This window comes from Bacillus sp. NMCC4, from assembly GCF_002998555.1.
Classification (GTDB): domain Bacteria; phylum Bacillota; class Bacilli; order Bacillales; family Bacillaceae; genus Bacillus.
Map to the genome: position 1 here is coordinate 275,957 of NZ_PVRA01000003.1, position 12,553 is coordinate 288,509.

12 protein-coding genes, 1 other RNA gene and 1 riboswitch are annotated in these 12,553 nt (G+C 41.6%); all 13 genes read left to right on the forward strand.

What is annotated here, in order from left to right; genetic code table 11:
- Positions 1–17: 17 nt before the first annotated feature.
- The 13 genes from C6Y02_RS08805 (at position 18) to C6Y02_RS08865 (ending at position 12,543) form a co-directional block, all read left to right on the forward strand.
- On the forward strand, positions 18–1,265 hold the full coding sequence (locus tag C6Y02_RS08805; RefSeq protein ID WP_106031065.1) for a ribonuclease H-like domain-containing protein: 1,248 nt from the start codon (positions 18–20) through the stop codon (positions 1,263–1,265).
- Between the two features lie 315 nt (positions 1,266–1,580).
- On the forward strand, positions 1,581–1,820 hold the full coding sequence (gene cotD / locus C6Y02_RS08810) for a spore coat protein CotD (RefSeq protein ID WP_034661015.1): 240 nt from the start codon (positions 1,581–1,583) through the stop codon (positions 1,818–1,820).
- Between the two features lie 49 nt (positions 1,821–1,869).
- Positions 1,870–2,412 carry an SLOG family protein gene (locus C6Y02_RS08815; protein WP_170938393.1) on the forward strand — a complete coding sequence of 181 codons (543 nt, stop codon included), beginning with the start codon at positions 1,870–1,872 and terminating at the stop codon, positions 2,410–2,412.
- Positions 2,413–2,487: 75 nt separating this feature from the next.
- Entirely contained in the window at positions 2,488–2,793 is a 306-nt protein-coding gene (gene gpsB, locus C6Y02_RS08820; protein ID WP_012010336.1) for a cell division regulator GpsB, read from the forward strand.
- Between the two features lie 61 nt (positions 2,794–2,854).
- An RNA gene (gene rnpB / locus C6Y02_RS08825) (RNase P RNA component class B) lies at positions 2,855–3,238 on the forward strand.
- A 109-nt stretch (positions 3,239–3,347) separates the two neighbouring features.
- Positions 3,348–4,502, forward strand: coding sequence for a THUMP domain-containing class I SAM-dependent RNA methyltransferase (locus C6Y02_RS08830; protein WP_060596713.1), 1,155 nt, complete (start codon positions 3,348–3,350; stop codon positions 4,500–4,502).
- A gap of 107 nt (positions 4,503–4,609) precedes the next feature.
- Positions 4,610–4,807 (forward strand): hypothetical protein, encoded by a 198-nt coding sequence (locus C6Y02_RS08835; RefSeq protein WP_034661010.1) that lies wholly within the window; start codon positions 4,610–4,612, stop codon positions 4,805–4,807.
- 74 nt (positions 4,808–4,881) lie between these two features.
- Complete coding sequence (locus tag C6Y02_RS08840) at positions 4,882–6,813, forward strand: ATP-dependent DNA helicase (protein ID WP_034661009.1); 1,932 nt, start codon at positions 4,882–4,884, stop codon at positions 6,811–6,813.
- A gap of 127 nt (positions 6,814–6,940) precedes the next feature.
- A complete protein-coding gene (locus C6Y02_RS08845; RefSeq protein ID WP_106031066.1) occupies positions 6,941–8,446 on the forward strand; it encodes a carboxypeptidase M32 in 1,506 nt (501 codons plus the stop codon).
- Between the two features lie 136 nt (positions 8,447–8,582).
- A riboswitch (purine riboswitch) is annotated at positions 8,583–8,682 on the forward strand.
- A 118-nt stretch (positions 8,683–8,800) separates the two neighbouring features.
- A complete protein-coding gene (gene xpt, locus C6Y02_RS08850; protein ID WP_034661972.1) occupies positions 8,801–9,385 on the forward strand; it encodes a xanthine phosphoribosyltransferase in 585 nt (194 codons plus the stop codon).
- Positions 9,382–10,701: a xanthine permease PbuX gene (gene pbuX / locus C6Y02_RS08855; protein WP_066030745.1), complete on the forward strand. Its 1,320-nt coding sequence runs from the start codon at positions 9,382–9,384 to the stop codon at positions 10,699–10,701. Before xpt ends, pbuX begins: the two co-directional genes overlap by 4 nt.
- A 235-nt stretch (positions 10,702–10,936) precedes the next feature.
- Positions 10,937–12,037 (forward strand): type III polyketide synthase, encoded by a 1,101-nt coding sequence (locus C6Y02_RS08860; RefSeq protein WP_106031067.1) that lies wholly within the window; start codon positions 10,937–10,939, stop codon positions 12,035–12,037.
- Complete coding sequence (locus C6Y02_RS08865; protein ID WP_060596709.1) at positions 12,034–12,543, forward strand: isoprenylcysteine carboxyl methyltransferase family protein; 510 nt, start codon at positions 12,034–12,036, stop codon at positions 12,541–12,543. The genes C6Y02_RS08860 and C6Y02_RS08865 overlap by 4 nt, the downstream gene beginning before the upstream one ends.
- Positions 12,544–12,553 lie beyond the last annotated feature (10 nt).

Consider the following 12,553-nt stretch of genomic DNA (forward strand, 5'->3'; position numbering starts at 1 on the left):
GAGGGGGACACCTGCTCATGTCTTTAAAAGGGAAATTAAACAGAATGAAGAAGCACCTATCGCACAATCAGACACATGAAAACCGGCAGAAAACTTTAGAAGGACAACCACAGCCTGTGACTTCAGAAAATATCCCATTTTTAAAAGAATGGGAAACATTAGGTGTATCTCCTTATCACTTTGAGGGTTCCTTTTGTCTGATTCGGGAAGTCATCTATTCATTAGAAGATCAGCATGGGCGCTATTCGTTTGCGGAACTGCCGAAGATCATCGAGGCATGGAACGAAAGCGGCATCCAGCATTCGCTATCGGCTAAAGGGTACGAGCCGCACGAGCTGTTTTTCTTTGATACAGAAACAACAGGATTATCTGGCGGTACGGGAAATATGATTTTCTTGCTTGGACATGCACGTGTCTTTTCCGACAAAGTGGTGGTGAAACAGCACCTGCTCACCAATCCAGGAAATGAAGCGGCTCTGTACAAAAGCTTTCTCGATGAAGTAAACGTAGAATCATTGGTTACATATAATGGTAAATCGTTCGACTGGCCGCAAGTGAAAACGAGACATACGCTCTTACGAGATCAAATCCCTGCACTTCCTGAATTCGGACATTTTGATCTTCTGCACGGATCTAGACGATTGTGGAAGCATAAATATGAACGAATGGCGCTATCCGTTGTGGAAAAAGAAGAGCTGCACGTGCATCGTGAAAACGACACGCCGGGGTTTTTGGCACCGATGATTTATTTTCATTTTTTAAAGGAACAAAATCCGAAGCTGATTGAAGGGATCTTGACTCATAATGAACTAGACGTCTTATCGTTAATCAGCCTCTACATTCATCTATCCAAAAAAATACTATCTGAGGATGCGGTAAAGGAACACAATGAGAAGTATGCGCTCGCCAGGTGGCATCTTGCTCATCGTGATGTACAGGAAGCAACGAAGCATTTGCAAAAATTAACGGATGCTGATTTTGAGCATGCGAATCAGGCGTCTTATGATCTTTCCTTACAATATAAACGACAAAACGAGTGGGATGAAGCGGTTCAAATATGGGAAAAATTATTTAAATCAAGCGATGTCCATTTAGCATTAAAAGCGGGTATAGAGCTTGCGAAGTGTAAAGAGCATCGTCAAAAAAATGCAAGGTCAGCTCTATCCATCACTGAATCGTTATTATCTTTCTCATCGTTAAGTCAGCGAGACACGGAAGAACTTGAGAAGCGAAAAAAACGTCTCTTGAGAAAAGCTGGGCAATGAACATTATTGCCCGGGAAAGCGCAAAACATGACAACGTTCGGCTCTCGGCCGAAAATAAAAATTGTTTAGCACTTTTATTGTAGAAAAGTCACGAATCCTGTAAAATAACGTTAGATATTGAATGAGGAGCGTAGAGCATGTATAAGGGTCTTTTCTACTTGTTTTTTCTTGTTGTCATTTTGGTCGCTTTTGTGTTTTCAAACTATAAGGATGTTTTTCTTGCAAACTTTTAAAATAGGTTAATGCATTAGTACATGTACACCTCTTAATTCATACATTGTTAATGTAAGAAAATTAAGGAGAGGGGAATGCTACATGTACCATCATCATCATCATTGCCAGCCGAATGTTACACAGCCAATTGTTCATCCGACGAATCATTGCTGTACACACAGCGATTCAACAACAATTGTGCCGCATATCCATCCGCAGCATGTGACAAATGTTCACCATCAAAATTTCAAACATGTTCACTACTTCCCGCATACGTTTTCTCAGGTGGACCCGGCAACACATCAACACTTTAACTGCGGTGGACCTTGCTGTAACAGATAAAGTGAAATGGGACTTTTAGAAGTCCCTTTTTTTAAAAGCAGGTGAAAAAATGAAAATTATTGCTGTCACAGGGTACAAGCCATTTGAGCTTGGGATATTCAAACAAGACGAGCCTGCACTTCAATACATAAAAGCGGAGCTTCAAAAAAGGCTGACAGCCCTGATTGAAGAAGGCCTGGAATGGGTTCTCATATCAGGCCAGCTTGGGGCAGAAATCTGGACTGCCGAAGTGGTATTTGAGCTTCAAGAGGAGTATCCAGCGTTAAAACTGGCCGTCATTACACCATTTTATGAACAGGAAGAGCGCTGGAATGAACAAAACAAAGAGTTGTATGAAGGGATTCTTGCACAGGCCGATTTTGTAGAAAGTGTCACGCATAGACCGTATGAAAGTCCGGCACAATTTAAACAAAAGAACCGTTTTTTTATTGAAAAAACAGATGGCCTTCTCGTCCTTTATGATCCTGAGCATGATGGCTCGCCAAAGTACATGATCAAAGAAGCGGAAACCTATACCGATTACCCCATTATGTACATCACAATGGATGATTTGAGAGCGCAAGTTGAGGCAGAAGATCCGTTTTTTGACTAAAAGCAAGAGAAAATTTGACAACGTCACGTATTTCTGAAAAAATATACTATGAATTCACGATATGAGGTGAAAAAGATGCTTGCTGATAAAGTAAAGCTTTCTGCGAAAGAAATTTTAGAAAAAGAATTTAAAACAGGTGTCAGAGGATACAAACAAGAAGAAGTCGATAAATTTTTAGATATGGTCATTAAAGACTATGAGACATTCAACCAAGAAATCGAAAAGCTTCAACAAGAAAACCTCCATTTGTCTAAACAGCTTGAAGAAGCCGTTGAGCAAGGAAAAAGACAGCCTGCACAGTCTAATACAACAAACTTTGATATTTTAAAAAGACTATCTAACCTTGAGAAACACGTTTTCGGCAGCAAACTTTATGATTGAGCCTTGCTGAAAAAAGCTTGTGCCTGATGTCATTGTCGTTTATAATAACGATTATTGATTAACGTTCGGGTAATCGCTGCAATGCTTTTAGACATTGCAGAGGAAAGTCCATGCTCGCACGGTGCTGAGATGCCCGTAGTGTTCGTGCCTGGCGAAAAAATAAGCCAGGGCAGCCTGGGAAAGGCTGACGGCAGGAAAAATGCCTACGTCCTTTTAGGATATGGCAAAGTATCCTTGAAAGTGCCACAGTGACGAAGTCTCACTAGAAATGGTGAGAGTGGAACGCGGTAAACCCCTCGAGCGAGAAACCCAAACTTGGTAGGGGAACTTTCTCAAAGGAACCAAACGGAGAGAAGGACAGAGTATTCTGTAGATAGATGATTACCACCTGAGTACGAGGCATTTGCCGTTTGCAGTACGATGGAACAAAACATGGCTTACAGAACGTTATATCCGTTATTATAAACATGATGAAAACAAAGCTCTCCTATTTCAACATATGGAGAGCTTTTATCTTGAATACATAAAAGGACGAGAAAACAGGTGATAAAACAATGAAAACCTATACACTCATCGCAACAGCTCCAATGGGAATTGAAGCGATTGTTGCAAAAGAAGTAAGAGACCTTGGCTATGACTGCACAGTAGACAATGGAAAAGTGATTTTCGAGGGGGATGCTCTTGCGATTTGCCGTGCGAACCTTTGGCTGCGTACAGCAGACCGGATTAAGGTACAAGTAGCTGAATTTTCGGCAAAAACATTCGATGAGCTGTTTGAACGGACGAAGGCGATTGACTGGTCCGCTTTTTTACCGAAAAACAGCACGTTCCCTGTCATCGGTAAATCTGTGAAATCACAGCTTGCCAGTGTGCCGGATTGTCAGCGTATCGTCAAAAAGGCGATCGCGCAAAAGCTCATTTCCTCTTACAACATACAGTCTGAATGGCTTGAAGAAACAGGACCTGAGTATAAAATTGAGGTTGCCCTTTTAAAAGATAAAGCTGTGCTCACGCTTGATACATCTGGTGTGGGTCTTCATAAACGAGGGTACCGCATGGATCAAGGCGGAGCACCTATTAAAGAAACCCTTGCGGCTGCACTCGTGCTATTAACAAACTGGACACCTGACCGTCCGTTTGTTGACCCTTTCTGCGGGTCAGGAACAATCGCTATTGAAGCGGCCATGATAGGACAAAACATTGCCCCAGGATTTAACCGGGAATTTGCGTCCGAGTCATGGGAATGGATTGGTGAAGACGTTTGGAACAAAGCGCGTCACGAAGTGGAAGAAAAAGCAAACTATGATCAGCCGCTCCACATTATTGCAAGTGATATCGACCATCGGATGGTAGACATTGCACAAATGAATGCTGAAGAAGCTGGTCTAAGTGAATTGATTCAATTTAAACAAATGCAAGTGAAAGACTTTCAAACGAAAGAAGAGTATGGTGTGATTGTCGGAAATCCGCCTTACGGAGAACGACTCAGTGATAAACCAGCTGTTGAAAAAATGTATCAAGGAATGGGCGAAGCATTTAAGAGCCTAGATACTTGGTCCATTTACATCTTAACGTCACACGAAAAGTTCGAAGAGTGCTTCGGCAGAAAAGCAACGAAAAAGAGAAAACTGTTTAATGGTTTTATTAAAACAGACTATTACCAATATTGGGGAAAACGCCCGCCTAGAAAACAGACAACTGAATCATAAAAAAATGGTCACACCTACAGAAGGTGTGGCTTTTTTTATCGCAGAAAGGTATAAACCTTCACGGGACGGAATAAACTGAACTTGATTTTAAAAAAAGAGGTGTCTCCATGATACAATATGATCAATTTCAGTTAATCCAAAAAGCACTTGCTTCGACTGCTCAAAAAATTGAAGGGCAAGAAGGTGGACAATCTGCTCAGTTGACAGCAGCCATCGAAGATTTAGCGCTTGCTCAGGCTTACATAGAGCGTTCAGAGCATGCATTTTTAATGAAAGAAACCTATCAACATCGTTTGCGGTCGTAAAAAAGATTGTCATTCCCCAGCATAAATGTTACTATTGAATGTCTGAATGATTCAAAAGTTGGGGGTTGAAGCAGGTGACAGCATCTCGTTTGCCTTTTTCATTATCAAAAGAACATAATTTTTACGAAGAACTGGGCAACTGGATTGGTGATGTGTTCTATGACATTTTGCCAGAAAAGGGCTTTGATCTTCGAGATGAACAAATATTTATGGCTTTTCAACTAGAAAGAGCCTTTAAAGAAAAAAGTGTGATGTTTGCCGAAGCTGGGGTAGGCACAGGCAAAACCATCGTCTATCTATTATTTGCGGTCACATATGCAAGGTATACAGGGAAACCTGCGATTATTGCATGTGCAGACGAAACGTTAATTGAACAGCTGGTGAAACAAGAGGGTGATATCTATAAAATTGCCAATCACCTTGATATTCAAATAGATGCGAGATTAAGTAAATCGCATGACCAATATTTATGCTTAAAGAAACTAGAGAAAACCATGCAGCGTGAAGATGATGAGAAGTGGCTCGATATTTATGAATCGCTTCCTTCATTTGTTCATGAATCACATGGCATGCAAAACTTTTATCCGTATGGTGATCGAAAAGAGTATCCAGAACTATCAAATGATGAATGGTCACGCATTGGCTATGACTCGTTTCAAGACTGCTTGACGTGCGATATGCGTCATCGCTGCGGTCTGAATTTATCAAGAGATCATTACCGGAAAGCAACCGATCTCATCATCTGTTCTCATGATTTTTACATGGAGCATGTGTGGACGAAGGAATCCCGCAAACGCGAGGGCCAGCTTCCGCTGCTTCCAGAACATAGCTCCGTCGTATTTGATGAAGGGCACCTTCTTGAATTTGCCGCACAAAAAGCACTGACGTACCGAGTGAAGCAATCAATGCTCGAAACATTTTTAGAGCGCCTGTTGCAAAACGATATACGTGAAGAGTTTGCCGAGCTCGTTGAAGATGCACTTGCCACAAACGATGAGTTCTTCTATCTCTTAAAAACACATGCCAAAGAAATCAAGGGCTCGCATCGACTTGAAATTGGACGTGTGGATGAAGTGAAGCGGTCTGCAAGTGAATTGTGTGATTTGCTTGAAAAAATCGGAGAAGCACTCGTGTTTGAATCAGAGATGTATACAATCGATCAATACGAATTGTCTGTTGTGGAAGAGTACATTGAACAAATGGCGTATTCTCTGTCGCTATATCAAAAAAATGCGATTAGCTGGCTTGAAAAGCAGGAGTTAGATACGACATTTGTTGTGATGCCAAAGACAGTCGCAGAGGTGCTTGGTGAAAAAGTATTCTCGCAAAAAAGACCATACATTTTCTCTTCTGCTACATTGTCTGAAAATCAATCCTTTGATTATTTAGCTGAAAGTCTTGGGATCAAAGATTATTTATCAATGAGTGTCGCTTCTCCGTATGATTACGATGAGCAAATGAAGATTTATTTCCACGGGATTCAGCAGCTTCAAGAGCAAGAGGCAAAAGGACAGCAAGTGATCACTCAGCTGAAAGAAAACGGAGGACGATCTCTGATTTTGTTCCCTTCATTTGATGAACTTCATTTCTTTAGAAAGCAGCTTGAGGCATCGGATGAATCACTGCCTTTCCACGTGTATTTTGAGGGAGACGAGGAAATCAGCACGATTGTTCAAAAGTTCCAAGCAGATGAGACATCCGTGTTATGCTCTGTTCACCTTTGGGAAGGGCTGGATATTCCAGGACAATCACTAACAAATGTGATCATCTGGGGACTTCCTTACCCGCCTCATGATCCGGTATTTGAGGCAAAACGGAATGAAGCAAAGGATGCTCGTGCTGAAGTTGACCTTCCGTATATGCTGCTGCGCTTGCGACAAGGTATTGGAAGGCTGATTCGGACAAGCCAAGATGCAGGAACCATTCATATTTATTTTGACCGTAAGGAAGATACAGAGCTTCAAAGTAAAATTGAATCCGTTCTGCCAGTCAAGCCAATCATCTAAATAACGCCCGAACGAGGAAAAGAGGAGGATACCATCTGAGTATCCTCCTTTTTCATTGACAAAAGAACATTCCTTGAAGTAGCCTTGAAACGTACATACATATTTTATTGATTGGGGGAACAAACGTATGAGTCTTGAAGCAAAAGAGAAAGCGTTTTATCAATTACTAGGAAAAATCGCCCATTATACGGAGGCGCTCCATTTACTTTATTGGGACTCTAGAACACAGGCGCCTAAAAAAAGCGCCGATTTCAGAGCTGAAACCATCGGTCAATTATCAAGTGATATTTTTAATATGAAGACTTCTGATGAAATGAGAGATCTTCTTCACGCATTAAACAAACATCGAGATGAGCTGTCAAAAGATACACAAAAGGCGCTCGAATTATCACAAAAAGAGTATGATGAAAACAGCAAAATTCCGAAAGAAGAATTTAAAGAATACTCGATTTTGCAATCAAAAGCAGAGCATGTCTGGGTAGAAGCAAGGGAGAAATCAGACTTTTCACTCTTTGCACCATACTTAAAACAGCTCATTGATTTTAACAAGCGCTTTATTCAATATTGGGGCGTGAAACAAACGCCATACGATGTGCTGCTCAATAACTATGAGCCAGATATGACAGTTGAACAGCTCGATCAAAAGTTTGGTGCACTTCGTGATGCCATTGTTCCTCTCGTGAAAAAAATCGAAGCCTCTCCTCATAAGCCGGATACTTCATTTTTATCGAAAAGTTTTCCGATCGACAAACAAAAGGAACTGAGTCTCTTCTTCTTAAAAGAATTGGGGTATGACTTTGACGCAGGACGTCTGGATACAACGGTTCATCCGTTTGCTGTGACATTGAGCAGAGGGGACGTTCGTGTGACGACCCGTTATGATGAGCATGATTTTCGGATGGCGATCTTTGGCACGATTCATGAGTGTGGTCATGCCATCTACGAGCAAAACATTGATGAGGCACTGAGCGGAACGCTATTATGTGATGGCACATCAATGGGGATCCATGAATCACAGTCTCTTTTCTTTGAGAATTTTATCGGCAGACATGAAGATTTCTGGAAAACGTATTATCATAAGCTGCAAGAAGCGTCTCCTGAGCAATTTAAAGATGTCTCTTTAGAAGACTTTGTGCATGCAGTGAATGAATCGAAGCCGACTTACATTCGAATTGAGGCAGATGAACTGACGTATCCGCTTCACATTATCATCCGCTATGAAATTGAAAAAGCGATTTTTAATGAAGAAGTAGCAGTTGAAGACCTGCCTGCACTGTGGAATGAAAAATATAAAGCGTATCTTGGCATTACGCCTCCTAATGATGCACTCGGTATTTTGCAGGATGTTCACTGGTCTGATGGAAGCTTTGGATATTTCCCTTCATATGCGCTTGGTTATATGTATGCGGCGCAACTAAAGCACCAAATGATCAAAGATTTACCGAATTTTGATGAGCTGATTCAAAACGGGTCTTTTGCACCGATAAAAGAATGGCTCACAGAATATGTTCACCAGCATGGAAAACGCAAAAAACCATCTGAAATCATTCAAGATGCGACTGGTGAGGAATTAAATGTGCAATATTTAATCGATTATTTAACAGATAAATATACGAAATTGTATTTATCTTAAATAAAAGGCACCCTTTGCTCAGAAGGGTGCTTTTTTGATGCTTGAATATTCTAAAAACGAACGTTTTGATCTGATCTATTATTTAAGTTCGGTATTTTTCTGGAAAAGTGCTTTCCAAGCGTCTGAAATCTTGTTATAATTTGAACACTATAACACTCATATAATCGCGTGATGATGGCACGCAAGTTTCTACCGGACACCGATACAGTCCGACTATGAGTGAGCAAAATGAAACAGCTCTTGTTTGAGCTGAAGATCCGTGGATCGTTTTCGCATTGCTTGCTCCTCATGGACAGCAATGCTTTTTTTATGCAAAAAATTAAAATGTTTGCCAATATGCTGGGAGGAAGAATGATGGAATTGTTACGTCAAAAAATTGAGAACGAAGGAATCGTTCTGTCAAATCAAGTGTTAAAGGTAGATGCCTTTTTAAATCATCAAATTGATCCTGTGTTAATGCATGAGATCGGGCAAGAGTTTGCTAGATTATTCAAGCATGATGGCATTACAAAAATTGTCACAATCGAATCTTCTGGCATTGCACCTGCTGTGATGGCTGGACTAGCTCTTCAAGTACCAGTTGTCTTTGCTCGAAAACGTCAATCACTAACACTAACAGATAACCTATTAACAGCGAGTGTGTACTCTTTTACGAAAAAAGTAGAAAGCACGATCGCTGTTTCAAATACGCATCTCAGTGAAAAAGATTGTGTATTAATCATTGATGACTTTTTAGCGAACGGTGAAGCCGCTAAAGGGCTTGCTGCAATCGCAAAGCAGGCGAAGGCGAAAGTAGCCGGATTTGGCATTGTCATTGAAAAGTCATTTCAGCCCGGAAGGAATGCGCTTGTTCAAATGGGCTACCGCGTCGAGTCCCTTGCACGTATTGAATCACTTGAGGAAGGGAAAGTCACGTTTGTACGGGAGGTACAATCATGAGTGCCGCTAAAAAAGCCAAAACGCTCTCGCTAGGGATTCAGCATGTGCTGGCGATGTATGCAGGTGCCGTTCTTGTGCCGCTCATTGTGGGAGATGCGCTCGGCCTCACCCCTGCACAGCTGACTTACTTAATCTCGGCAGATATTTTCATGTGCGGGGCTGCCACACTTCTTCAAGTATGGAAAAACCGTTTCTTTGGTATCGGTCTGCCTGTTGTATTAGGCTGTACATTTACTGCGGTTTCTCCTATGATTGCGATTGGCTCTAAATACGGGATTTCGTCTATCTATGGAAGTATTATCGCTTCGGGGTGTATCATCATTCTTCTTTCCTTTTTCTTTGGGAAGCTTGTGAAATTTTTCCCGCCTGTCGTGACAGGGTCTGTCGTTACCATTATTGGCATTACCCTTATTCCAGTAGCGATGAACAATATGGCAGGAGGAGAAGGAAGTGCAGATTATGGTTCTTTTGAAAATCTAGGCCTCGCTTTCCTTGTGCTGTTTATCATTGTGCTGCTCTATCGATTCACAAAAGGTTTTATGAAGGCGATCGCTATTTTAATCGGTATTCTCCTTGGGACAGCAGTCGCTGCATTTATGGGGAAAGTGGAAACAGCTGAGGTGGCGAACGCTCAAGTTTTCCGTATGATTGAACCATTTTATTTCGGCATGCCTACCTTTGAGTTTGCACCCATTATGACGATGACGTTAGTTGCGATTGTGTCATTAGTCGAATCAACAGGTGTTTATTTCGCATTAGGTGATTTAACAAACCGGTCATTAAAAGAGAAGGATTTAGCGAAAGGCTATCGCGCAGAGGGGATTGCTGTTTTATTAGGTGGTATTTTCAATGCATTTCCTTACACAGCCTACTCGCAAAACGTTGGGTTGATCCAGTTGACAGGAGTCAAGAAAAATCAAGTCATCGTTGTGACAGGAGCATTGCTCATGTTATTTGGACTTTTTCCTAAAATTGCTGCATTTACGACGATTATTCCAAAATCAGTTCTTGGCGGCGCAATGGTCGCCATGTTTGGGATGGTCATTGCCTACGGTATTAAAATGCTCTCGCGCGTGGATTTTGCCAAACAGGAAAACCTACTAATTGTTGCTTGCTCAGTTGGGATCGGCTTAGGTGTCACCGTCGTGCCGCAAATGTTTGAGCATCTGCCAGAATCAATGAAATTATTAACAAGTAACGGAATCGTGGCCGGTAGCTTTACCGCTATTTTGCTTCATATTATTTATCACATGATTCCATTTAAAAAAGAAACAGGGCAGGATCTGATAGAAGAACCTAAGCAATCTGTTATGTAAACACCTCTCATTAAGAGGTGTTTTTTTGCATAAAAAAAGCAGGTTCGCTTGGCTTGGAACGAACCTGTGAAGGAGGAAAACTACATCATGTTTTCAACTATATTATCCAATATTTATCAATTGTCGTCAAGACAAAAAGTTAGACGGAGGAAAATGTTTTGACTGAATTGTGACGATTTGGCATGTATATCCTTTTTTCGATAGGGGATATTAACCGAAAAAAGAGGTGAAGCCGATGGCGTACATTCTTTCAGTTGGAACGAGTCTCCCCAAGCATCACGTGGATCAGAAAACAGCTGCTGAATTTGCTAGGTCTCAATTTAAACGATCGTTTAAAGATATTGATCGGCTGCTGAGAGCTTTTCAAAATGGAGAAATTCAGAGCAGGCAATTTGTACAGCCCATTGAATGGTATCAGACGCACCACTCTTTTGAAGAGAAAAACAATATCTATTTGGAGAAGGCACTGGCTCATGCAAAAGAAGCGATCTTACATTGTCTTCAAGAGAAGGCGTTTCTGAAAAAGCCGATCCCGGTTGAAGAGATCGATGCACTGTTTTTTATTTCAAGTACCGGCTTATCGACCCCAAGTCTTGATGCAAAGCTGATGAACGTACTTCCCTTTTCTCCTTATACGAAACGAGTACCGATCTGGGGGCTAGGGTGCGGGGGTGGTGCGGCAGGGCTGTCTCGGGCTTATGAATACATAAGGGCATATCCAGAAGCAAAGGTGCTCGTCGTTGCCTGTGAGCTGTGCAGTTTAACCTTTCAGCCGCAAGATCAATCAAAAAGCAATTTAATCGGCACCTCCTTATTTGGAGACGGGACGGCTGCGGCTCTTTTAGCTGGAGAAACGGCTGCACTAGAATATGCCCATTTAAAAACAGTCCCTAAAGTACTAAGCACACAATCCGTCACGATGAAGGATTCTGAGGATGTGATGGGCTGGGAATTTACAAGTGACGGCTTTCGGGTTATTTTCTCCCGTGACATACCGTCTATGATTTCAGGCTGGTTAAAAGAGCAGGTGGATCAATTTTTAGAGGAGCTTGGATGTTCAACTAAAGACTTATCCGTTTTTCTTGCCCATCCTGGAGGAAAAAAAGTGATTGATGCCTATGTTGAAAGTCTATCTTTACGAGAGGATCAGCTATTTTCTTCAAAAGAAGTACTCAAACAACACGGAAATATGTCCTCTGCCACAGTTTTGTATGTCATCAAGCATTTCCTTGAACATCAATCAACTGAAGCGGGGGATATTGGCCTTTGCGGGGCGCTTGGTCCAGGCTTTTCCTCAGAACTGCTGCTTATGAAATGGGAGGATGTCTTGTCATGATCATTTGGCTTGTTATCGGTTTCTTCGTTTGTCAGCGGCTCATTGAAATGCTTGTGGCCAAAAGAAATGAAAGAAAAGTAAAAGCGATGGGTGCCATTGAATTTGGTGCTAGTCATTATCCCTATATGGTCGCTATGCATACGGCCTTTTTTCTCTCACTCATAGTTGAGATAGGGCTTTTACATAAGGGGTCGTCCCGGTATTTTCTTGTGCTGCTCCTTTTCCTGATGGCTACACAGGTCATTCGATACTGGGCATTATGCTCCCTTGGGACGTACTGGAATACAAAGATTTTAGTCGTGCCAAACGCAATGATTGTAAAAAAAGGGCCGTATCGTTGGTTGAAACACCCTAACTATGTAGTCGTGGCGATTGAGCTTTTGCTGATCCCGCTATTGTTTGAGGCGTATGTCACTGCCATTTTGTTTACGTGTTTAAATGCATGGATGATGGCTGTAAGAATTCAAACAGAGGAGAAAGCGTTAAATCAGTATTTGCTAAATTAATATTGAAAAT